General features: G+C 66.2%; 12 protein-coding genes. 2 read left to right on the forward strand and 10 right to left on the reverse strand.

What is annotated here, in order from left to right; all coding sequences use genetic code 11:
* Window positions 1-107: 107 nt before the first annotated feature.
* Complete coding sequence (locus tag FHT26_RS08215; protein ID WP_168559685.1) at window positions 108-5318, reverse strand: choice-of-anchor D domain-containing protein; 5211 nt, start codon at window positions 5316-5318, stop codon at window positions 108-110.
* A 331-nt stretch (window positions 5319-5649) separates the two neighbouring features.
* Between FHT26_RS08215 and FHT26_RS08220 the strand changes: the two genes are divergently transcribed.
* Both FHT26_RS08220 and FHT26_RS08225 read left to right on the forward strand, forming a co-directional pair.
* Window positions 5650-6414 carry a response regulator gene (locus FHT26_RS08220; protein ID WP_168559686.1) on the forward strand — a complete coding sequence of 255 codons (765 nt, stop codon included), beginning with the start codon at window positions 5650-5652 and terminating at the stop codon, window positions 6412-6414.
* Window positions 6415-6547: 133 nt separating this feature from the next.
* Window positions 6548-9070: an ATP-binding protein gene (locus tag FHT26_RS08225; protein WP_168559687.1), complete on the forward strand. Its 2523-nt coding sequence runs from the start codon at window positions 6548-6550 to the stop codon at window positions 9068-9070.
* A 58-nt stretch (window positions 9071-9128) separates the two neighbouring features.
* Here FHT26_RS08225 and FHT26_RS08230 read toward each other — a convergent pair whose 3' ends face one another.
* The 9 genes from FHT26_RS08230 to FHT26_RS08270 form a co-directional block, all read right to left on the reverse strand.
* Entirely contained in the window at window positions 9129-10481 is a 1353-nt protein-coding gene (locus tag FHT26_RS08230) for an HlyD family type I secretion periplasmic adaptor subunit (protein ID WP_168559688.1), read from the reverse strand.
* Window position 10482: 1 nt separating this feature from the next.
* Window positions 10483-12639 (reverse strand): peptidase domain-containing ABC transporter, encoded by a 2157-nt coding sequence (locus tag FHT26_RS08235; RefSeq protein ID WP_168559689.1) that lies wholly within the window; start codon window positions 12637-12639, stop codon window positions 10483-10485.
* Between the two features lie 102 nt (window positions 12640-12741).
* Window positions 12742-16965 carry a calcium-binding protein gene (locus FHT26_RS08240; protein ID WP_168559690.1) on the reverse strand — a complete coding sequence of 1408 codons (4224 nt, stop codon included), beginning with the start codon at window positions 16963-16965 and terminating at the stop codon, window positions 12742-12744.
* Window positions 16931-18496, reverse strand: a complete 1566-nt coding sequence (locus FHT26_RS08245; protein ID WP_168559691.1) for an SPM autocatalytic domain-containing protein — start codon at window positions 18494-18496, stop codon at window positions 16931-16933. Before FHT26_RS08245 ends, FHT26_RS08240 begins: the two co-directional genes overlap by 35 nt.
* 69 nt (window positions 18497-18565) lie before the next feature.
* Window positions 18566-19978 carry a calcium-binding protein gene (locus FHT26_RS30470; RefSeq protein WP_349238112.1) on the reverse strand — a complete coding sequence of 471 codons (1413 nt, stop codon included), beginning with the start codon at window positions 19976-19978 and terminating at the stop codon, window positions 18566-18568.
* A gap of 37 nt (window positions 19979-20015) precedes the next feature.
* Entirely contained in the window at window positions 20016-20738 is a 723-nt protein-coding gene (locus tag FHT26_RS08255) for a hypothetical protein (protein WP_168559692.1), read from the reverse strand.
* Window positions 20739-20874: 136 nt separating this feature from the next.
* Complete coding sequence (locus tag FHT26_RS08260) at window positions 20875-21558, reverse strand: hypothetical protein (RefSeq protein ID WP_168559693.1); 684 nt, start codon at window positions 21556-21558, stop codon at window positions 20875-20877.
* A 515-nt stretch (window positions 21559-22073) separates the two neighbouring features.
* Window positions 22074-23333, reverse strand: a complete 1260-nt coding sequence (locus tag FHT26_RS08265; RefSeq protein WP_168559694.1) for a glycosyltransferase family 4 protein — start codon at window positions 23331-23333, stop codon at window positions 22074-22076.
* Between the two features lie 172 nt (window positions 23334-23505).
* Window positions 23506-23859: a hypothetical protein gene (locus tag FHT26_RS08270; protein WP_168559695.1), complete on the reverse strand. Its 354-nt coding sequence runs from the start codon at window positions 23857-23859 to the stop codon at window positions 23506-23508.
* Between the last annotated feature and the right edge of the window lie 21 nt (window positions 23860-23880).

Raw genomic sequence — 23880 nt, forward strand, 5'->3', positions numbered from 1 at the left:
CACCGTGCGGGTCACGGTCTGGCCGGCCGTCTGGGCCTGCGTTGCAACGCTCAACCCGAGCAGCGCCGCCAAGAACGCGGCCCGCATCATCTTGTTCTTCGTCGTGCTCATGTGCACTTCCCCGTCTTGATCGTGCCGGTCAGGCGCGCGGTGGCGGTCGTGAAATTCGCGCCCTGCACCTTGAGGTCACCCGCTGCGCTGCCCGAGGTGCATCCCGTCACGAAGACCACCCCCAGCGTGCACGACGCCCCGGCCGCAAGCTGCTGCCCGTTGACGGGACAAGTACCGCCCTGGCGCTGGAACGACCAGCCGCCCGAGCCCGACGGAAACACCGTCGTCATCGGTGCGGGCGCCGCCCCGGTGTTCGACACCGTCACCGTCTGTGCCGCCGACGTGCGATCCAGCCCCTGCGCGCCGTAGTCCAGCGCCGTCGGACTCAACGCAATCGTCGTGTTGCTCGGCGCGGGCAGCACCGTCAGCGTCACCGAGATCGACGGCACGCTGCCGCCCATCGACGACGTGCCGGTGATCGTGCCGGTGTAGGTGCCAGCAGTGGCCGGCGAATCGATCCGCACGCCGCTGCAGTACCCGCCGCCGAGATCCGACCAGGCCGGACACGTCATGGTCGTGCTGCTCAGCGTCAGGCCGCTGCCGCTGAACGACAGGTTCAGCGTTGTCGGCGTCGGCGTGCTGTTGATGTAGATCGCGTAGCCGACCGCCGGCGTCGGTGCCGTCGACGTGGCGCTGACCGAGGTGCTCGGGGCCGTGAGGACCGGAATGACGTAGCCGGTGCCCGAGACGCTGAAGGTGTTGCTGTTGTACGAGGCCGCGCTCATCGAGATGCCGCTGCCGCCCTGGCTCGTCACTGCACTCGGTGCGAAGCTCACCGCCACCGTGCAGCTGCCGCCCGGTGCCACGTTGCTGCAGTTGCCGGTGTTCACGCTGAAGCCCGCCGGCAGGTTCGCGATGCCCGAATTGGCAGCCCAGTTGTAGGCCACGTTGCCATCGTTGACGAGCGTCAGGTTCTGCGAGGCCGAGTTGCCCACGCCCACATTGCCGAAGGCCAGGCTCGTCGGGCTCCAGCGCGGCACCGCCGATTGCGTGGTCCACGTCACCGTCGTCGCAGCCGGTGCCGTCGTGGCGCCGCTCGGTGCAAAGGCCTGACTCTGGCCGATCCCGGGCACATTGGTCGCCGCTGCGATCACCAGGTTGCAGCTCGCGCCCGCCGCCACGGCGCTGCAGCCGTTGCTTGCCACGCTCAGCGGCGCTGCCAGCGCCGGCGAGGCCAGGCTCATCGGCAGGTTGCCGTCGTTGCGGTAGGTGGCCGTCACCGTCTGCGCACCTCCGCCGTACCAGGTTGCGGGCACGACGAGGTTCGCCGCCGAGGTCAGCGTGGCGATCGTGCCAGTGCCGTTGCCCGCCACCGGGATCGCGAGGTTCACGCCATTCGCGAGGATGTAGCCCCCGTTGGCCCCGCCTTGCATGCGCGGATACGACCCCTGCACCTGCAGCGTGGCACCGATGCCGTTGGCGATCGCGGTCGGCTTGAAGCTCACGGTCACCGTGCAAGCCGCGCCCGCGGCGAGACCGCTGCCGCAGCTGTGCGTCAGCGCGAAGTCGCCCGGCTTCGTGCCGGTCAGCGCGATCGACAGGTTCGCGAGCGTGCCGCCATTCGTCGCGTTGTTGGTCAGCGTGAAGCTCTGCGTGGCGCTGGTCGTGTTCATCGGCACGTTGCCGAACGACAGGCTGCTCACACTGGGCGTGGTGCTCGCCATCGAGAAGGCGTAGCCCTGCTGCACGGTGTAGGTCGTGCCGGTCGCGCCGACCACTTGGTAGCCGATCTGGTCGGTGGCGGTGTACGAACCTGGCGTGGCCAGGGCACCGGTGCCGAAGAAGGTCTGGCACGACGCGCCGGGCGCGAGCACCGTGCTGCCCGGCACGCAGTACCCGGACTGTCCCTGCCACGACCACATGCCCCCCGGCCCGGCGGCGGTCGTGTGTGCGGTGATCAGCAGCGACACGCTGCTGTTGTTCTTGATCGTCGGCCAGTCGCCCGAGTCGGACGCCGCACCGATGGTGCCCCACTGCGTCGACACCGGCACGAAGACCAGCGGCGGCGGCGCCACCGTCAGCGACACCGCCTTCGACGCGGCGCTGCCCGCCGGCGACGGCGTGGCACTCAGCGTGCCGCCGTAGGTGCCGGCGGCCGCGCCCGAGGTCAGCACCACCGCACCGCAGTCGGCGGTGTTGGCCGAGCAGTTGGCCGGGCCGTTCACCGTCATGCCCGCCGGCGCGGCGTACGCGATCGACGCGGCCACCGTCTGGCCGGTGTTGCCCAGCGTGCAGCTGATCCACGCCAGCGCCGGCATGGCCGCCGGGCTCGAGGTGTTGCAGGCCGAGAAGGTCAGCGCGGCCGGCGTCGCCGCCACGTCGCCTGCCTGCTGCGCCGACTTGGCCACCACAGACTTGCGCAGCAGCCCGATCAACCACGGGCCGGTGAGGTTGTCGTAGGTGTTCGTCGTGGTCGTCGTGAAGCTGTCGCCCCCGCCGCTCACCGTCTCGCTGCTCGATGTGATGTTGCCGAAGGCGTCGATGCCGTTCGCATTGACCTGCGTCGTGCGCGTCACCATCAACGCGTTGTTCAGGTCGCGCGTGGCGCTGGTGCTGCTGCTCGTGTAGGTGAACAGCGCGCCACCGGTGGTCGCGAACGACGCGAGGGTGCTGTCGGTCTGGCTCAGCACGACGCCGTTGGCCTGGGTGGCCTTGGTCTGCACCGGCATGCCGATGAACGGGTCGTCCTGCTTGAACCGGCTCAGCGTGGTGGTGCCGGTGGCCTGGTCGGTCGACTCGATCGTCTCGAAACCCACCGAGCCCAGGCCCTGCTGGTTGCTGCGCAGGCCCTGGTAGCGGTAGTCGGTGCTGAGCCAGCCGCCCTGCCCGTTGGCGACGCGGCGCTGCGCCACCAGCGGCGGGCCGCTGACGGTGTTGCGCAGCGGCCAGGCGACATCCGCGCCGCGCGTGTAGACGCTGGTGTCGTCCATGCGCTTGTAGCTGAACTGCGTCTGGTGGCCCTCGCCGTCGGTCACCGACTCGAGCAGGTCGGTGCTGCCGCCGTTGCCGGTCAGCGCGACGTACCAGTATCCCGAGGAGTTGGTCGTGGCGATGTAGTAGGCCCGGTCTGGGATGCCGTCGCCGTTGAAGTCGCCGACGTACGAAGCCGTCACCTCTGCGCCGGGGTTGGACGGCGCCCATGGGCGGCAGGCGATGTTGACGCTGCCGCCGTAGGGGTCGCCGAGCTGGTATGGCGCGCTGTCGCCGATCTGGCAGACGCCGGTGCTGCGGGCCGCATCGAGGCGGCCGTCTCCGTCGTAGTCGCCGACGTTCGAGAACCCCGGGTTGGTCGACACGCCCTGGATCGGAGAACACGACCATGCCACGCCGGTCGAACGGCACATCTTGGCCGTGCTGACGCTGTTCAGCGTGTGCGACTCCAGCACGTCGCTGTAGCTGTCGTACGGATCGCCGTTCTGGTCGGCCAGCCGGGTCGTCCCCGGGTCGGGGATCGACGGCAGGAAGAACTCGGTGGTATTCATCGCCCGCACCCTCACCAGCCCCTGGTCGGTCGACACATACACGCTTGCGCTGCTGAGGATCCCGGTTTTCTGCGTGAGGAGGAAGTCGGTGCGTCCGTCGCCGTTGAAGTCACCCGTCACGCGCTTGACGTTCGGCCCGGTCTCCCAGTCGGTCTCTATGGCCCCGATGAAGTCGACGGCGTCGATGACGCTGCAGCCGCCGCCGCTTGCCACCGCAAGGCACAGCTTGCTGCCGCCCTTGTCCCGATAGCGGTCGAGCACGATGATGTCGTCGCGACCGTCGCCGTTGAAATCGCCGACGAGGTTCCCGTTGGCGCCCGAGGACTCCGCGGTCCAGGCATTGCACGAGAATGAACTGCCGGTGGACAGGCAGATGATCCAACCCGGCCGGTTGGTGTCTGGCAACACAGCAAGGTCCGTACGTCCGTCGCCGTTGAAATCGCCCTGCATCACCGGCAACGAACCACTGATCGAGCTGACGCCAACGGCTGGACCAGCCCAGGCTTGACAGTCAAAGCTGGTGCGCCTGGACAGGCACACGCGCCAAGTACCGTTGCCGTCCGAACGCGCCAGGTCGGCCGCGCCGTCGCCGTCGAAGTCGCCCATCATCACCTGTGTCTGCACCTGCTGCGTCTTGCTGCCGAACTGCTGGTTCACCGGCATCAGTTCCTGCAATTGCGGCACCGGGCCGCCCCAGTTGCCGCTGCCGGGGGCCGCGAAGGTCTCCGCCGCGGGGTCGCGAACCGTCCAGGCGAAGCGCGTCGAAGGAAGGCAATTACCCGCGCCATCGCAATCGCTGATCGCATCGACCAGGCTGCGACCGTTGATCGGGTTCGTCTTGTAGGCCACGCGGTAGTCGCGGACCAGCGTGCCGCCGCTGCCGTCGGCCGCGGTGTCGATGCGCGTCTGGATGGCCGTCAACCGCAGCGTGCGGCTCAGCAGGTTGCCGGCCACATAGCCCTGCCACGGGTCGGGCCGGGTCTCGTAGACGAAGTTCACCGCGTTGTACGGCAGCAGCCCGGTGCTGTCGTTGCCGGTGTAGCGGATGCGCGTCGGCACCATCTCGCCGAGCGCGCTGTTCTTCGCGTAGCTGATGGCGAAATAGCTGCCGCGCCGGTCCTGCGAGCGCGACAGCGCCCAGCGCAGGTTGCGGGTGCCGCCTTGCACGTCGAGCGTGGCGTCAGCCGTGCCGCCATAGGTCATCACCTGCCCGGACTTCAGGTAGACCGTCCAGGCGTCCGGGCCCTTGGCGGCATCGGTGATGACGGGAACGATCTTGCTGAAGGCGTCGATGCGCGTGCGGTACTCGCTGCCGTTCGAGTCCGTCACCGGCAGCAGCCGCTGGCCGTCGAGGCAGAACCCGTCGGCCGTGCTCAGCTGCACCGCAGTGCGCACGCCATCGACAGCCCATGTCTTGCCGCAGCGCGCGATGCTCGACTGGCCGCCCAGGGCCCAGCCGCGCCCGAGCGTGCCCGTGCCGGACTGGCTCGAGTAGTTCAGCGACACGCCAGGTGCCATGCCCGCCGTGCCCGGCGGCACCGCGATCGACACCGAGTACGTCGCCGCACCCGCGCCCACCGACGCCCGGCCGGCCAGGCTGCCCGACACCGCGCCCGACAGGTTCGGCGGCTGGATCGTCACGGCCGTCTGCGCGAGCGCCGCCATCGGAATGCTGAAGAGAACAAGCACCAGAACGGCCACCGCGGCAAGCACCGCAACAGCCATGCGCGGCCGTGCCACGGCCCCATGACGTAAATGATTCAAGGATTCCCCCCAATGAGCTTGACCTGCGCCGCTCGCATCGGTCGTGCGAATTTGCGGGCTGGCTGGCATCGATCCATTGGCGATGCCAGCGTTGGAGCGCGACGGTATCGGCCTGATCGGACGGCGTCAAGCAGTTGATTGAAGGACAAGCATCCCTCGCTGGGGGGATAACCATCCGGCCGTCTGCAGAACGCCCAGCGCATGAACAACGATCAACAACCCAAGGGAAAGCCGGGAAGTGAAGCCGGCGTCATGTGCTGCACACTCACGAGCGCCGCCATGAGTTCATGAGATGAGTTCCATCATCGCACCCGCGACATTGCCACGCCAGCGCGTGCTGGTCGTCGACGACGACCCGGACCTGCGCGCGTCGCTCGACGACGCGCTGACGCAGTCCGGCTTCGACGTCAGCGTGGCCGGCGACGGCATCGGCCTGCATGCCGCGCTGGCCGAGGCACCGCATGCGCTGGTGCTGCTCGACCTGCGCCTGAAGGACGAGCACGGGCTGGCGCTCGCGCGCGGCCTGCGCGAGCGGCACCCGGCCCTGCCGATCATCATGATCAGCGGCAGCAGCGACGAGATGGACCGCGTGCTGCTGCTCGAACTGGCGGCCGACGATTTCCTCGTGAAGCCGTTCAGCCCACGCGAGCTGCTGGCCCATGTGCGCGCGGTGCTGCGGCGCACGCAGCCGGCAGCCGTGGCGGCACAGCCGCGCGAGCCGGCCGCTCAACTGCAGTTCGGCGACTGGACGCTCGACCTGCGCGAACGCGAACTGCGCGGCGCCGACGGCCGCGTGTGCGCGCTGACGCCGGCCGAGTTCCGGCTGCTCGAGGCTTTCGTCGGCCAGCCCGGCAAGGTGTGGACGCGCGACCAGCTGCTGGAGCACACGCGCAGCCTGGAGACCGAGGTGTTCGACCGCAGCGTCGACGTGCTGATCCTGCGCGTGCGCCGCAAGATCGAGCCGAACCCGAAGCACCCGCGCTACATCTGCACCGAGCGCGGGCTGGGCTACGTGTTCGCCGTTCCGGTCACCGGTGGCCATGCCAGCACTGCTTGAAGCACGCGGCGGGCCGAGCGCCGGGCCGCCCCAAGCCGGCCCGCATCCCGCCGGGGGATCGTCCGACGTCCCGGGCGGGCGAGGGGTTGTCATCAATTTGGGGCCGCGTGCGCAGCGGGTGCGCACGCGGCTGATGGCCGCCTTCGTGATCCTGCTGGCCGCGGCGATCGCGCTGACCCTCGTCGGCTGGCTCGGCATGCAGCGCACGCAGCGCGAGCTGTCGGCCTACGAAGGCGAGGTGCTGCCGCAGATCGCGCAGGCGCTCGAACTGGCCGAGCGCACCACGCGGCTGGCCGCCACCGCACCGAACCTGGCCGAGTCGCGCACGCCGGAGAGCCTGGACGCCAACGCGACGATCGCGCGCGGGCTGATCAGCGAGATCCGCCAGCGCTCCGGCGAGATCGACGTGCAGGGCCCGCTGAAGGCCCGGCTCGACCCGCTGATCGACCGCGGCGACATCAACCTGCTGCGCCTGGCCGAGCTGACGCAGATGCGCCAGCAGGTACGCCAGCGGCTGCAGACGCAGATGGAGCGGCTGGAGGACATCGGCAGCCGGCTGCACGCCCGCGGCACGCCGCCGCGCCACGGCGACCCGGTGCTGACGCAGGTGTGGTCCAGCCTGGTGCTGGGCGCGAGCGTCGACACGCCGGCCACGCTCGGTCGGCTGCAGGCCGACGTCGAGGCGCTGCTGATCGCGGCCGACCGGCGCGACGCGTACGCCGGCCTCGGCGACGTGTTCCGCGCGACGCTGCGCGAGCTGTCGATCGGCCCGGCCGGCATCCTGCGGCTGCGCAGCGACCAGATCAACCTCGACGGCCGCAGCGGCTCGCTGGTGCTGCTGACGCGCACCAACGCCGACGAGCTGAGCGCGCAGGTCTCGCGCCACGTCGACACGCTGCGCGAGACGGCGCAGACGCGCAGCGAGCTGGTGTCGCGCGCGATCGCCTCCGGCAAGACCGGGCTGCTGCTGCTGACGCTGGTGTGCGGCGCGATCGCGCTCGGCGCGACGGCCTATGTGCACCGGCTGGTCGGCGGCGTCGAGCGGATCACCGCGGTGATGTCGCGGCTGGCGCGCGGCGACACCTCGGTGGCGACGCCGGCCACTGCCCGGCGCGACGAACTGGGCGCGCTGGCCCGCACCTTCGAGGTTTTTCGCGACAACCTGCTGGCCAAGCAGCAGCTGGTGGCCGACCTGCGCGAGCAGGGCGAGCTGCGCGCCGCGGTGCACAGCAGCATGAACGACGGCCTCGCGGTGTTCGACCGCGACGGCCGGCTGCGGCTGTGGAACGAACCGCTCGAACGCATGCTCGCGGTGCACGGCGTGCAGCCGGCCGCTGGCCAGCCGCCGCGGCAGCTGATGGCGCAGCTGGCGGGCGGCATCGCGTGGCGTGCGCCGGGGCGGACCGAGCGGCAGGCGCTGGCCGCCGGCGCGCTGCCGCCGTTCACCGCGCATGCGCACGTCGAGCTGTACCTGCCGGACAACCGGGTCTACGACGTGCGCAGCCGCGCGATGCCCGACGGCGGCGTCGTCAGCCTCGTCACCGACCTGACCGAGCGCCGCGCGATCGAGGTGCAGCTGCAGCATGCGCTGCGGCTGGAGATGCTGGGCCAGCTGACCGGCGGCGTCGCGCACGATTTCAACAACCACCTGGGCACGATCGTCGGCACGCTCGGGCTGCTGGAGTCGCAGCCGGCGCTCGACGCGGCCGGCCGCGCGCAGCTGCAGCGCGCCGCCCGTGCCGCCGAACGCGCGAGCGCGCTGACGCGGCGGCTGCTGGCCTTCGCGCGGCGCCAGCCGCTGCAGGCCGAACCGGTCATGGTGGATGCGATGGTCGAGGAAATGGTCGACCTGATCGACTACAGCGCCGGCGGCGCGGTGCAGGTGGCGCTGGCGTTGCAGGCAGGCGGCGCCAGCGTGCACCTGGACCGCGGCCAGCTGGAGAACGCGCTGCTGAACCTGGTGATCAACAGCGCCGCGGCGATGCCCGAGGGCGGGCGGCTGGAGATCGCGACGCGGGTCGACGACGGCGAGCTCGAACTGCGCGTCACCGACACCGGCAGCGGCATCCCGGAGGCGCTGCGCGAGAAGGTGTTCGAACCGTTCTTCACCACGAAGGCGGACGGCGAAGGCAGCGGGCTCGGGCTGTCGATCGTCTATGGCTTCGTGAAGCAGTCGGGCGGGCGCATCGCGCTGGCGAGCCGGGTCGGCGAGGGGACGAGCGTGACCCTGCGGTTTGCGCTCGAGGCGGGCGCTGCGCCGCCGGTGCCGGCCGCCGCGCCAGCGCCAGCGGCCGACGGGCCGGCGGCGTCGGTGCTGCTGGTCGACGACGACGAGGCGTTTCGCCACACGGTGACGGAGATGCTGTCGAGCGCCGGCTGCCGCGTGCACGCGGTGGCCAGCGCCGAGCAGGCGCTGCATGCGCTGGACCAAGGCGTGTTGCCGCAGCTGATGCTGTCGGACGTGCGCCTGGGAGACGGCATGAGCGGCGTGCAGTTGGCCCGCACCGTCGCGACCCGCTGGCCGCAGCTGCGGGTCGCCCTGATGTCGGGGATGCCGCTGGAGACCGTCGCCTCGCAAGCGGACGGCGGCTGGCCGTTCCTGCAGAAGCCGTTCGATGCCGGCGCCTTGCGCCATTGGCTGCGCGGCCTGCAGTAGCCCGGATGCCAATCCGGGAATCGTCCGACACATCCCGGATTGGCATCCGGGCAACCGGTCAGCGCTCCCGCGCCGCCTCCTGCGCCACCTTCTTCACCGGCGACAGCAAGTACTCGATCACCGAGCGCCGCCCCTGCTGCACCTCGGCGGTGACCGCCATGCCGGGGTTCAGCGCGAGCTTCTCGCCGGTGGCGGCGCTGGTCAGCACCGGGCTGTCGATCTGCACGATGGCGCGGTAGTTCAGTTGCGGCTGGCCCGGCTGCGGCGGCTGTTGCTGCTGCTTCGGATCGGCCGCGTCGGCGCTCACCAGGATCACGCGGCCGTCGAGCAGGCCGTATTTCTGGAACGGGTAGGCGGCCACCTTCACCTTCGCGAGCTGGCCGACGCTGACGAAGCCGACATCCTCGTTGTGCAGCTGCACCTCGGCCTGCAGCGGCTCGCCCTGCGGCACGATGTTCATCAGCAGCGCGCCGGCCGACACCACCGCGCCGCGCGTCGTGGTGGCCAGGTCCTTCACGATGCCGTCGTTCGGCGCGCGGATCTCCAGCTGGCCGGCGCGCACCGCGGACTTCTGCAGCTCCTGGTCGCTGCGGTTCAGCGTGGCCAGCGTCTCGATGCGCTCGTTCTCCAGCTGCGAGCGGTACTGCGAGCGCAGCGCCGCCAGCTTGCGCTCCGATTGCGCGACGGCCAGCACGCCGCTTTGCACGTTGGCGGTCTGCACCTTCACGTCCTGCTCGCGCTCGGTGGCCTCGCGGGCCTTCTCGTTGGCCGCCAGTTCGCCGACGAAACCTTCCTTGACCAGTTGCCGGAAGGCCTGTGCCGACTGCTGGTAGCTCGGCAGGGTCTGCGTGAGCTTCGACAGCTGCTGCTGCGCCGCCAGCAGGTCGGCCTGCGCGCGGGCGCGGGTCTCCTGCTCTTGCGCGACGGCGTCGAGGTAGGCTTGGCGACGCGCACGGAACTGCGCCTCGACCTGCGCGTACAGCAGCGGCGGTTCGTCGCGCCCGGCCAGCAGCGGCCGGTCGGCCAGCTCGGCCTCGATGCGACGCAGCCCGAGCTTCTTCAGCGCCACCTCGTGCGTCAGCGCGGTGGTGTCGGCCAGCGAGGCCCGCGCATCCAGGCGCAGCAGCAGCTGGCCCTGCTTCACCGCGTCGCCGTCCTGCACCAGGATCTCGGTGACGACGCCGGCCTCGGCCGGCTGCACGAGCTTGGTGAAGCTCATCGGCACGAGCCGGCCCTCGGCGGTCGCGATGATGTCGAGCTGCGCGAACACCGACCACGCGAGCAGCAGCGCGATCAGCACCGCCACCGTGACCAGCAGCACCCGCGGCAGGCGCGCCGGCGGGCGCTCCTGGATCGCGAGCAGGTCGGGCGCGAAGTCGAGCGCGTCCGGGTCGAGCAAGACGACGGTCATGTCAGTTCTCCATGCCGCGGGTTTCGTGCGGCACCGCCTGCAGCATCTGCGCACCCTCGGCATGCAACTGCACCACTGCATCGATCTTCAGCAGCTTCGGCAGGTTGTGCGTGATGAACAGCATCGTCACCCGCCCCTTCAGTGCGTTGATCGTCTTCGCGAAGCTCTCGGCCGTGTCGTGGTCCAGCGCCGACGTGGCCTCGTCGAAGATCAGCACCTTCGGGCCCTTCAGCAACGCCCGCGCAATCGCCAGCCGCTGCTTCTGCCCTCCCGACAACCCGCTGCCACGCTCGCCGATCTCCGTTTGATAACCCTGCGGCAGCGCCTCGATCGTCGTGTGGATGCCGGCCATCTTCGCGGCCTGCACCACCTGCTCGAAACTCGCCGCCGGGTTGCCGGCGCGCAGGTTGTCGAAGATGCTGCCGCTGAACAGCACCGTCTCCTGCGGCACCACGCCGAAGTGCGCGCGCAGTTCGTTGGCGGCCATGTGGCGGATGTCGACGTCGTCGATGCGGATCTGCCCCTGGCTCGGCTGGTAAAAGCCCATCAGCAGCTTTGCGAAGGTGCTTTTGCCGGTGCCCGACGGGCCCATGATCGCGACCGTCTGGCCCGGTTGGATGCTCAGGGTCAGGTCCTGGTACAGGAGCGGCAGGTCGTCTGCATAACGGAAGCCCAGGTTGCGCACCTCGATGCGGCCGGCACCGCCGGTTTGCCGCTGAGGCGCCAGCGTGTACGGCTCGGCCGGCGCGTTCATCACGTCGCCCAGCCGCTGCACGCTCAGCGAGGCCTGCTGGAACTGGCTCCAGAGCCCGACGATGCGCAGCACCGGCTGGCTCAGCTTGCCGGCGAACATCTGGAAGGCCACCAGCATGCCGATCGTGAAGCTCGGCTCGGTCATCACCGTGTACGCGCCGACCATCAGGATCAGCAGCGTCTGCAATTGGTCCAGCGTGGTCGCGAAGATGTTGTAGGTGTTGGCGGTCTGCTTGGTCTTGAAGCCCGATTGCAGGTAGGTGGCCAGGTAACCCGCGAAGCGCTGGCGCAGCTGCGGCTCCATCTGCAGGCTCTTCACCGTCTCGAAGCCGGCGATGTGCTCGGTGACGAAGGCCTGGTTGCGCGCGCCCAGCAGGAACTGCTCGTTCAGCCGGGCCTGGAACAGCGGTGCAATCACGACGCTCACCACCGCGATGACTCCCAGGATGCCGAGCGCGATGCAGGTGAGCAACGCGCTGTACCAGAACATCAGCCCGAGGCAGATCAGCAGGAAAGGGAGATCGAGCACCAGGCCGACCGCCGCGCCCGACACGAACTCGCGGATCGTCTCGACCGCATGCAGGCGCGCCGCGACGACGCCGGTCGGCCGGTGCTGGAAGTAGCGCAGCGGCAGGCGCAGCAGGTGCTCCCAGATGGCGGCGCCGAGCACCGCGTCGACGCGGTTGCCGGTGTGCAGCACCAGGTACTGCCGCACCCAGCTCAGCAGGCTGGTGAAGACGGTGAAGATCGCCATCGCGATGCCGATCGCCACCAGCGTGCTCTGCGTGCGGTGCACCACCACCTTGTCGATGATGGCCTGCGTGAACAGCGGCGTGGCCAGCGCGATCAGCTGCAAGGCCAACGAGGCCAGCAGCACGTCGCGCCACACCTGGCGGTGCTTCATCAACTCGGGCACGAACCAGCGGAAGCCGAAGCGCGGCGTGGCGGAGGCGCCATCGGGGTCGGTGGCCGCCGCGGTGATCGGCGCGGCCAGCCATGCCTCGCCGGTGATGGCCTGCGCGAACGCATCGTTGTCCAGCGCCTGCGGGGTCGTGCTGCCGGCGCGGAACAGCACCACCTTGCCGTCGGCCACGGCCGTGACGATGCCGATCACCGGCGGCTCGGCACCACCGGCATCGTCGGCCGTGTCGGCTTTCAACGCGACCAGCAGCGGAAACACCATGCGCCCGATGCGCGAGGCCTTCAACGCAATCTCGCGCACCTTGAAGCCGAGCGCCCGCCCGGCCGCAATCACCGTGGCCTGCGTGCACGGCGGCGGGAACTCGCGCGCCACCAGCTCGGCTGCGAACGGCTGCCGGTGCAAGGCACACAACGATCCCAACGCCCACAGCAATTGCTGCTGCGGCAGCGCGCGCGGCGCCGTCCCTCCTCTCGCCCTCGTCATGGACGCCTACTCCCTCTCTTGTACCGGCAGTCTATCGAGCGAACGGCTGTCTTCGCGTGGCGCGGCATCCCTCGTGTTGAGGATGGACGCGCTCATGGTTTGTCAGGCTGCCAGCCTGCGCAGTGATTGGGTGCGACTGCTGCCGATCAGTCCGGCGAGCAGCGCGTCCTGGTGCAAATCGCTGTCCATGGCGACCAGCGGCGTCGGCAACCCTTCGCGCACCGGCGTGCCGCGCAGCGACGCTTCCATCGCATTCCAGCCCGTCACCACGGACGGCATCGCCTTCTCGGTCGGCACACTGCTGGACAACGCGCTCGCCGTAACCACAACGCTCGTGCCGTCGGCCAGCTTGATCGTCTCGATCTTGTTGGCCGTGCCCACGTAGTAGTTGGTGATCGTCAGCTTGTCCGTCGTCGTGCCACTGATGCCTAGCACCAGGTTGTTGCCGCTGCGCACCTGCGTCAGTTGCGCAGCGCTGATGCCGCTGCCGATCTCGATGCGGTCGGTGCCACCGCCGTCGGTGATCGTGTCCAGCCCGTCGCCGCGCCCCCAGCGGTACACCTCGTTCGAGGTTCCCGCGTCCGTCATCGTGTCGCTGCCGGCACCGCCGTAGTAGGTGTCGTTGCCCGTGCCGCCGCTCAAGGCGTTGTTGCCAGCGTTGCCGAACAGCAAGTTGTCGAGCCCGTTGCCGGTGGCGTTCAGGTTGCCGGTGCCGAGCAGGTTCAGGTTCTCGACGTTGCCCCACAGCGTCGCGATGTTGACGAGGCTGTTGACAGTGTCGGTACCGCCACCGGAAGACTCGGTGAGGGTGTCGCCGCTCGCATCGACGTAGTAGACGTCGTTGCCGGCGCCGCCGATCAGCGTGTCGTTGCCCGCACCGCCATCCAGGGTGTCGTCGCCGGCGGCGCCGGACAGCGAGTTGTTCGACCCGTTGCCGATCAGCACATTGGCCACGCCGTTTCCGGTGCCGTTGATCGTTCCGGAGCCGATCAGCGTGAGATTCTCCAGGTTCGTGGCCAGCGTCTTCGTGATGCTGCTGCGCACGGTGTCGGTCCCGCCGTTGGCCGACTCGTTGATCACGTCGCTGGCCGAGTCGATGATGTAGGTGTCATCGCCATCGCCGCCCACCAGCGAGTCGACGCCGGCACCGCCATCCAGCCAATCGTTGCCAGCCAGGCCTTGCAACGTGTCGTTGCCCCCATAGCCGGCAATGGTGTCGTCGCCGTCGAAGCCGGTCAGCCAATCGTCCCCTTCGCTGCCTTGCAGCGAAAGCTGGCGGATGGTCTGCTGGCTCCATACGGTGCCATCGGCAAAGCGCAGTTCTTCGATCACGCCATCACCGGCGCTGGCTGAACCCGGCACGTGAACCATGCGCACCTGCAGGCTTCCATCGAGCGTACTGAACGAATCGGCACCCTTTACGCGGATGTCCGCTGCAGTGATGCCCGAGCCGAACTCGATCACGTCGAAGCCGCCGTCATCGATGATCCGCACATCGCGTGCCGCACTGTCGACGAAGTAGCGGTCGTCACCGTATGAACCATCCAGCAGTTGGGGCAGCGCGGAATCTGCGGTAGCCGCACCGCTGATCAACAGGTCGTTGCCAGCACCGCCGCGCAGGATGTCGATGCCCGCACCGCCCGAGAGCGTGTCGTCTCCAGCACCGCCGAACAACATGTCGTCGCCACCTGCGCCCTCCAGCACATCGTTGCCGCCGGTGCCGATCAGGAAGTCGCGCTCCTCGGTCACGACATTCTGGTTGCCGGTGGATAACCGGCTGGCGACGATATCCTGCCAACCGATCGACGCGCCCTCGTTGGGGATCCGCGCGTCGTAGCGCGATCGTTCTGCTGCAGCAAAGCCGATGACCAGTGGCATCGAAGCCGTTGGCGATCCGTCAGCCAGGTAGTCCTTGAAGGAGACGCTGCCGCCGCCATCGGCAACGGACACCACCAGGTCGTCGCCCACGCGATCGAAGGCGAGGTCGGTCAGGTCGAGATCGCCTTGGAACGTGAGCATCCCTTGACCGCTCGCCGGCGAATACGCTTCCACCCGCACCGTGTCGTTGCCGTCGCCGCGCTGGAAGTACATGCGGCCGCTGGACGCGACCGGGATCACGCCACCACCCCACGGATCGGTCGACGTATAGCCTGCGTTCCGAAAGACGATCTGGTCGTCGCCGGCCCCGCCGTACAGAGAGTCGACACCCAGTGTCGAGATCAGCGTGTCGTTTCCGGCGTCACCCTTCAGGACGTCGCGGTCGGCACTGCCACCCTGCACGAAGCCCAGCCATTTGTCCGCCGGCGGTTCGGAGTCGAGCAGAACATCATCGCCGCCCCCGCCGGACAGTTCCGACACGACGGCGCCGCTCACCAGGAGATCGCTGCGAATGTCGTTCGAATGCTCGTCCCCCAGCACCCTGCTGCCATGGAAGATCTCGACGTTCGCGAACAGCGACACGTTGATCTCGTTGGCATGGACCTCGTCGATGCCACCGTCCGCTGCCTCGATGACCGAGTCGCCGGCCGCGATGTAGTACACATCGTCTCCAGACAGGCCGACCAGCGTATCGTTGCTGCCCTTGGACTCGAAGACACCCGGTTCCACCTCGACCATGGCGGAGCCCCAGGCATTGAAGGTATTGCTGCCCTCGTTGCCGGTGACCCGCAACGGGGTATAGCCCTGAGGGCCCGCCAACAGCCAAGCATCCTGCAGACCTGTGCCGAGCGTGTAGTCGATCGAAGTCATCACCGTGTTGCGCACGTCGGCGGCGCCGGGTAGATCTTCGATCACGTCGCCCACGTTGTCGACGACGAAGATGTTGTCCCCGGCACCGCCTCGCAGCGCGTCGGCGCCGGCACCGCCGTCGACCACCACCGGATTGACGAATTCGCCACGGGCATCAATGAGGTTGTTGCCGGCGTTGCCGCGCGCATAGATCCAATCGGTCCGGGGCGAGTTGCTGGCCGGATGCAGCAGCACCAGGTTCTCGATGCCTCCGGAAAGTTCGGCAACGCCGCGCGTGTAGTTTGCGAAGTTGGAGAGCTCGATGCCGGATGCGAAGCGCTGCGCCACCGTGGTCTGCAACGTGTCTACCCCTTCGCCGGGCAATTCGACCAGCGTATCGGCGGCATCGGTCTGCACATAGGTGTCGTCGCCCAGGCCGCCGTACAGCGTGTCGGCACCGCCGCCGCCATCGAGCATGTCATTGCCATCGTCCCCGAACAATGCGTCGTTGCCGGCACCACCCACCAGTGTGTCCGCATCGGCATCGCCGTGCAGCAGGTCGTCGCCGTCGGCCCCGTTCAAGCGGTCGTTGCCGGCCCCGCCGTAGAAAGTATCGGCGTTGGGTGTTCCCATCAGGTTGTCGGCCGCGGCGGTCGGGATCGGAACCAGACTGCTGAAGTTGTGAAGGCCCCAGCTCGTGCCATTGGAGAACGTGATGAGCTGCACCGGGCTGCGGGTCTGCGGCAGCGCGTTGGGATAGAAATAGTCGCGGATCGTGACGGCGTCGCTGCTGCCGGTGAGCGTCAAGATCAGGTCGTTCGCGACCCGGCTGGCCTGCACGTCCGAGGGCAGCACGTTCGAGCGGAAAACCAACCTGCTCTGCTTGCCGTAGAACAAGTCCCACTCGGCCGCGATCGTGTCCTGCCCGTCACCGCGACCGAACACGAAGGTGTTGTCGCCGGTGCCGCCGATCAGCAGGTCGTTGCCGGCGCCGCCTTCGAGATCGTCGTTGCCGCCGCCTGCCGAGATGACGTCATCGCCGAGGCCGCCGTTGATCACATCTCTGCCTGCGTAGCCGGTCAGCGTGTCGTCACCGGGAGTCCCGGCTAGCACCCAGGGCTTGAATGTCGCGAGGTTCCACGACCCGATGGAGCTCGTGAACTCCACCGACTCAACGACGCTGGAGGTCCCACCGTCTTGCACGAAGTAGTTGCGCACGGTGAGCGTGTCTGCACCGGTGCCGACGACGAGTTGCAGGTCGTCGCCGATGCGCCGACTGCTGATCTGGCCGGGCATGATGTCGGGGCCAAACAGGATGCGGTCCGGAGCACTGGGACCGTTGGCGGTGTCATTGTCGTCGTTGTAGATCACGTCGTGTCCGGAACCGACGTTGAAGACGTAGGTGTCCGCACCGTCGTTGCCGATCAGCGCGTCGTCGCCGCTGCCGCCTTCCAGCGTGTCGTTGCCCGCCCCGCCAATCAACTGGTCAGCGCCGCCGCCGCCCTGCAGGTTGTCGCGCCCTTGGCCACCGTACAACAGCTCGCCGGCACCGGTGCCCAGCAGGTCATCGTCGGCCCGACGCAGCGCTTCCAGGGGCAAGGGGGCGATCGGGCTCGGCGCTGCAACCGTGACCGCGGCGACTGCATCGGCACCGACCGGCGCTCAGCACCGACTGCAACTGAGAGACGACGGCGCTCGACAGCGCCCGCTCGCCCGCCAGCGCGCGGACGAAGTCGCCGATCAACCGCAGGCCGGCATCGTGATCGGCAGTGACGGCCGCCGCCAAGCTCAGGCCCGCCTGGCCAACGTTGACGCGGAAGGTCTGGTTTGCTGGGTCCCACGTTGCGGTGATTTGGTCGTACAGCGCCGCCAAGTGGCTGGATGCCATCAGCCGGGACAGTGTCAACTCGTAAATCTGCCGCGCGGCGTCGTAGACCTCGGCTGCTGCGACCGGGCCCGGATCGGTCGAGCCGGCATCGGGCCCCGCCGGCTGTACGAACGGCGTACCGCCGAAGGCCTCGATCACCCGCAGCCACCGCGCATCGGCGATGAACGGGCCGCGCTCGCCCGGCGACACCGCATCTGCGCCGGTCCAGCGCCAAAGGATGCTGGGCAACAGCGCCTCCGCCTCCTGAGTCGTGGCTGCGGCGACGAACTGCGCGATCAACGCCTTCAGCGCCGGGTCGACCGCCATCGCCGCATGCAGCGACGGCACGGTACCGCGGCCGTCGACGTTCGGCAGCGCAGCGACGTCCGCAGGCACCGGCCCGGTGGCGAGCGGCGCCGTAGCGCTCATGTCGGTCGCGAGCCAGACGTCCGAGATTGTGTTGTTGGCACCGTCGTTGGAGGTGAAATGCCCGACCTGTCGGTGCGCGTTCCCATTGGCGTCGACGAAGCCGCTGCCGGCATAGCCAACCGAGATGCTGTTCGGGCCGTCGGCCGTGAAGAAGAAGTCGCGTGCCGACTGCAGCTCGCCTCGGCCGACCTTGCCGTCACCGTCTGCGTCCCGCCAGAGCATCAGGGTTGCGAAGCCGGCGTCGTTTGCATTGACGATGCCGTCGCCGTTCTCGTCCAGTTCGGCGAGCGCCTGGAAGCCGTTGGCCGCCAGCGTGCCGTCGGACAACATCGTGTTGCTGCCGAACAGCTCACGGCCGGACGCGATCTGGCCATCGCCGTCGAGGTCGCGCACCAGCAGCGCGTCGTTGCCGCCGACCCAGCCCGTGAGTTCAGCGAAGCCGTCGGCGTTGTGATCGAACAGCGTGGACAACGGAGTGGTGGTGACGCCGTTGCCGTCGAGGTCGAGGATCAAGGGTGAGGCCGTTCTGGGACGAGGCGTGCCGGGAGCGGGCTGACCCAGCGTGATGTCGAGCTGGCCGTTGCTCCAGTCCTTGACCACGATCGTGCCGTCGATGTCTTTGCGACCGATATAGAGTGTGGAGCCGACCTGGTAGTAGTAGCCGTAGCCTTTGCTGTCGAAATAGAGACCGGGAACCGACGATTGCTGGCCGCCGCCCGTCAGCTTCCTGTCCTCGACGATCAATTGGCCCTTTCCGTCCGAATCGATGACGGTGTCGGTCCCAAAAGTGCAGCAGAAGAAGTAGGTGTCGTAGTCGGCGCCTCCAATCAGCACATCGTCGTCGGTAGGCGCATGGTCTCCGAGTTTCCATGTACCTGCTCCGCCAGCCAAGAAGTCGTTTCCCTAGCCGCCGGTCAGTCGATCATTATTCAAGCCGCCTTGCAAGACATCATTGCCGACGCCACCGTCGAGCGTATCAAAGCCTAGTCCGCCAGAGAGCGAGTCATTATCAGCACCTCCACGTAAATCATCGTCGCTCCACCCACCCTCCAGAAGATCATCTCCTCCAGATCCGATTAGTGTATCCCTTCCGTTGCCGCCAAAAATCTTGTCATCGCCGCCTCCCCCTGCTACCAAACCACCTTCATCTCGCGAAAAATATACTTGGCGCGCCAAACGCCCATCAGCGACTCCGGCGACGTTCATGGTCAATCCCCTGCCTGCATCTGTATATATCCAGAAACCCGATACAGAAGTGACCGTCAAAGTTCCTCCGTTAGCCAGAGGAACAACCTTGTCCCCTATCCTCCGCTCCAGAAATGAAAATGCGGTATTGAGAAGATTTATGCGCGACGAAAGCCATGCAGCGGAAACCCCCACTCCACCACCATTCTGATCAACATCAAGTGATCCGTCGGCATTTTCTGCCCGATAGTCCCTGCTCTGAAAAACGACTGGATATAACTTTTTTAGCGCATATCGACACGCCAGTCCGGCGGGTGTTTCTTCTATCGCCCGAGACATCAGCTCCCATGGTGAGAAATCCTCTCTCAACGAGTTGGAAACCGTTTCCCCATAAATTGGCGATCGCCCCAATAACTCAGCCAGTTGTTCAGAATTGAATTCATGGTCCAGGCCAGCACTTGTTCCACTTCCCGGTACTGGACAATAACGTCCCGTCAATGCCATCTGCGCAGCTGCACCCAGCCGAATAGCCGGCATTCCAACGTTGTATGCTGTTACGTAAACGGCGTCCTTTGTGCACTGCGGCAGTGTCTCCCAGTATGTCGGATCGACAAGAGTATCGACTTCCTTCTTGATTTCCATCAAGGCTAGTGCGGCGATTTTCGCTGACACACCGTCTGTCCCCTCGATGAGTCCCACAACCAGTGCATGATAGTCATTTGCATAGGCCTTTAATCCCAAGGGATCCGAGGGATTCTCTGCAAGATAGGCTTCCAGCACACGAATTGCGACGGCGATTCGTATATTCCCTGGCCCTACGTCTGCCATCACCTGATAAAGAACAGTATTGAATGCGGTCTTCTCATCTATGATCCCTGCCGCAACTGCATCTGCATACGATGATCGGAGGTCAGCATCGGATTGCTCAAGCGCACGCTCATCCAGAAATCTATCCCTGATATAGTCCATTGAACCCAAAGGGTATTCAAAATAGGAGAATGCCTCTTCAGCCAATGCACCCGCAATCGCCTCAGGTGAGACCCCAAGGCTCAAAGAGGCTTGCAGGATTCCGATCGTTTGCTTCCCTGCAAAACCAAGAGATTGCAAGCTGTAAAAACGACGTGTCTTCACTTAATATCTCCTATCTCGCCAAGAGCAGCCAGCAATATTAGATTGGGCGATAGCGCGCCACCTTGCAGTACCGTAGGAACCAGTGCAGATCCAATGCGCGAAACGCGCAGTCTCGCTGACCAGCGTTATCGTCCAAAGAGTCGAGCAGCGGCCCCAAATGATTCCCCTGCACACTGACATACTTTTCAGCACCATTCACGACTATATCAGGCTGTTCCGAGAAGAATACTATCATCTTCGTTTCATACTCATCAGCATCGCTTGGAAAGTATTGTCTCGGACCTTGTCTCCACGCCCAAATCTCAAAGTCTCTGCCGGGACAATCCGGAACCGCTGATTGCGTTTGCTGCTGCAATTGGCGGCGCACACCCGCCAAACTCCGAGCCGTAATCAATTCTGCAATTTCTGCTGCCTCGATCAGCGCAACAGCCTCTTTTTTGTGCCTTCTGATACCATTTGCCATTTCATCAAGGCAAGTGACAGAGCTATACCTCGCGATTTCTTGAAGCGCCCGTTCATTCCTCTTGAAGATGGATATATATTCACTATCCCGAGGAGCCCTCCCAAGAAGTGTATCGAGAGTCGATAGCCCACCAAAACTTGATGAACCAATGAACAGCCGGCCAGCCACCCAGATAACCAGTAGCAGCAAAAGTGATAGAAAACCAAATAGAGCAAGTTTTTTCAACATATCCTCCCTTGCGGAAATTAGTCGCGAAATGGAATACGCAGATGCCTTCAACTTGTAATCGACATTCATCTTGATACGCCTTGCTCAGCTTTCAGGCCCTGAACACCAAGCGCCGTTGCAAGAAAACCAAATGCAGAGTGGTGCCAGACATCCGAGACGAAACTTGGAAGTCCTGGAAATTGGTGCGCAACGCTATTCGGCATGATCATCTTTCAGATTTGGATGGCACAAGATGCCGCATTGAGAATTCCCACGTGTGCTCATCGCTGCGGTGACATCGGGGCGCATGAGTTTTAGCCCAACCCCAAGGATCCCTGAATCCATCTGTACTCCCTTGCCCGCTATCTACAATGTAGCCAATGCGTTCCGCAACAACTTCATTGGTCTGTAGGTCAATTGCCTTGAGCAAACCGGCAGCTATCCACAACTCACGGTCTTCGTGGGTTGAAATATCGTCCCAGGTAATACCATACCGCGCAGTGAATTGCTCGACAGGCCTGCGCTCCATGGCGAAGACATATGCGGAAGAGTCGATATCTTTCCCAGTCAATTCTTTCTCGCGCGCAACCGCCTGTTCAGTCCATCGAGGATGCATCTTGATGACACCAACGTAGCGATACTTCCGGCCATCGCTCGGATCCACGCTTTCGACAAAGCGGTAGCCCTTTTCATACTGCTTGGCTTCCACTGGATTTAGTTCCACACCCTGCGTTACTCGCAGCATTCTTTTGATGCAATCATCACCGCTGCAATCCTTGCCATAGGGATCATCTGGTTCAAACTGACCGCTGTTCAAGTTCATCGGCCGCCACTTCAACCACACGATTCCGTCAACATTCTCGACAGTGCGATTGATCTTTTCCCAGCCGACCCGCACCGGGAACTCCACGAATGCGCACGACGTAGTGAACCCCTTTGATGCTGCAGGTCTTCGTCACTTGGCGCACTGACTCCACGTACTCACCGGATGGATCGTTCTTCTTCAGCTGGAAGGTATCTACCAGGTAGCCCTCGGAGAAGAGAGGGTGCAGATGATCGGAGTGGTATGAGATCCGCAGCATTCCGCTCGCGGGCACACATTCGAATCCAACGAACCTCTGGTCGTCGCTGGCGCGACACGCAAACGAGGCGACAAGCCCCGTCACAAACACCATCGATCCAACGCAAAGCCATGAAGTGCCTCGCGTTCCAGACACCGGTCGCGCCCGGCACGCAAGCCGCGTATTTGCATTCATGGATGATGTCCTTGTCCCTGTTCGGCGCAGTCTAGCCACGCACCTCAAGAATCGCCATCTCCATCGCTCCCCTCTCATGGGGGACATCTAATCGAGAGAAGCCGACATGAGCGAACGCTATGGCAGCCGCAGCCGCAGCTGCATGCGCCTCGCCCACCCCGCGTGCAATTCACCGCGTCAGTGATGGCGCTGCTGCCAGCGCGCTACCGACGAGCGGGGCCACGCTTTTATTCCCCTGCAGCAATCGCTCATGCCCGGCCAGCCCCGCCGCCAGGCTGTAGGCCTGCGCATCGACCCTCGCGCGCTCGCGCAGCGGCTGCCACGCTGCCGGCGATTCCAGCCCGGCCAGCACCGCATCGGCCACCACCGTTGGCTCGAAGAACGGCACCAGCCGTCCGTTCTCGCCGTCGCGGATCACCTCGCGCACCGGTGCAGTGTCCGACGCCACGATGGGCACGCCGCAGGCCATCGCCTCCAGCAGCGACCAGCTCAGCACGAACGGATACGTCAGGTACACGTGCGCCGCCGATACCTGCAGCACCCGCAAGTACTGCGCGCGCGGCAGCTTGCCGGTGAAGTGCGTGCGCTCGGGATCGAGCTTCACCTCGGCCAGCATCTTCTCGCGCCAGTTGGTCGCGTCGCGCGTGCGCTTGCCGTAGCTCACGCCGTCGCCGCCGACGATCAGCGCATGGCAGGTCTTGTGCTGCGTTTGGATGCGCTCCAGCGCGCGCATGAAGACGTGGAAGCCGCGGTACGGCTCCAGGTTTCGGGCCACGTAGGTGATCACAGGATCGCCTGCCTTCAGCACCGCACCGCTGCGCGTCTTCACCACGGCATTCGCATCGGGCGCCAGCCCTTCGGTGTCGATGCCCTCGTGCTGCACGCCGATCTTCGGCAAGAAGATCTCCGGATGCCGGCTGCGCTGCCAGTGCGTCGGGCTGACCGCCGCATCGCAGTTCGTCAGGTTCAGCGTGTGCAGCGCATTCCAGGTGCGCACGCGTGCGCGGTCGTCGAAGCTGAGCGGGAATTCCGGGTCGAAGCCCAGGTCGGCGCCGTCGGCACCGTAGTACCACTCGCACAGGTGCACCAGCCGTGCGTCGGGGAACACATCCTTCGCATAGAGCGTCTCGCCCCAGCCGGGGTGCGCGAGGATCACGTCGGGCGTGAAGCCGTCGTGCTGCAGCTTCAGCATCGCGCGGGCGGTGGCCTGCCCATGCAGCGTGGCCGATTCCATCTGCCGCAGGTAGCCGTGCTGCTGCGCATGCGGCGCGCGCGCCAGCTTGTAGCGCACCAAGCCGTCGAAACCGGGCAGCCCGGGCGCCGTCTCGCGGCCCAGTGCCCGCACGTCCCATCCGGGGCGACGCGACCACGCCGTGACGAGGTGGCCGAACTGGCCGGGAAAGTTCTGATGGATCACGAGCAAGCGCATCTCATTGTCCTCGTCGATTCGCGCCGCTCGGGATGCCTGCGGCGACGCGTGGGTCATTGTGCAGGGCACCGCGACCAGGGCATCGATTTCACCAGCGGAATCGGGCGGGCTCCACGATGCGTCCACCGCGCCAGCGGGCCTGCCTGGCCCGCCCCGTCGGCAGAGCTGACCGCTAGGTCAGTTCGTCTTCCCCCTCCCTCGGCATGCCGAAGCGCGAATTGCACAGCCCGCACCGGCAGCTCACGTCCACCACTGCCGCGATCGGTTTGCCGGGCACCGTCACCGCCCGCTCGGCCACCTGCACGCCGCTGCGGCATGCAGGGCAATGCGGGTCGACGTTCGGCTTGATGTGCCGGAGGTAGGCGCGGGCCAGGCTCACGGCCAGGCCCTGGGCCTGCAGGTACATCCGCTCGGCCCGCCGTTCGACGTGCAGCACGAATGCATCCATCACGACGCCCATCGCCTTCACGACCGCCAACGAAACGCACAACGGCACCGCCGCAAACAGCTGCGTCCAGTTCTTCATGTCCAGCCCTTTCCGACCCCG

It is taken from the genome of Rhizobacter sp. SG703 (assembly GCF_012275445.1).
Classification (GTDB): Bacteria; Pseudomonadota; Gammaproteobacteria; order Burkholderiales; family Burkholderiaceae_C; genus Rhizobacter.

Bases quoted from the DNA above. Each gene is read 5' to 3' on its own strand.
- FHT26_RS08215 (WP_168559685.1), bottom strand. From the start codon at position 5,318: ATGGCTGTTGCGGTGCTTGCCGCGGTGGCCGTTCTGGTGCTTGTTCTC.
- FHT26_RS08220 (WP_168559686.1), top strand. From the start codon at position 5,650: ATGAGTTCCATCATCGCACCCGCGACATTGCCACGCCAGCGCGTGCTG.
- FHT26_RS08225 (WP_168559687.1), top strand. From the start codon at position 6,548: ATGGCCGCCTTCGTGATCCTGCTGGCCGCGGCGATCGCGCTGACCCTC.
- FHT26_RS08230 (WP_168559688.1), bottom strand. From the start codon at position 10,481: ATGACCGTCGTCTTGCTCGACCCGGACGCGCTCGACTTCGCGCCCGAC.
- FHT26_RS08235 (WP_168559689.1), bottom strand. From the start codon at position 12,639: ATGACGAGGGCGAGAGGAGGGACGGCGCCGCGCGCGCTGCCGCAGCAG.
- FHT26_RS08255 (WP_168559692.1), bottom strand. From the start codon at position 20,738: ATGAATGTCGATTACAAGTTGAAGGCATCTGCGTATTCCATTTCGCGA.
- FHT26_RS08265 (WP_168559694.1), bottom strand. From the start codon at position 23,333: ATGCGCTTGCTCGTGATCCATCAGAACTTTCCCGGCCAGTTCGGCCAC.
- FHT26_RS08270 (WP_168559695.1), bottom strand. From the start codon at position 23,859: ATGAAGAACTGGACGCAGCTGTTTGCGGCGGTGCCGTTGTGCGTTTCG.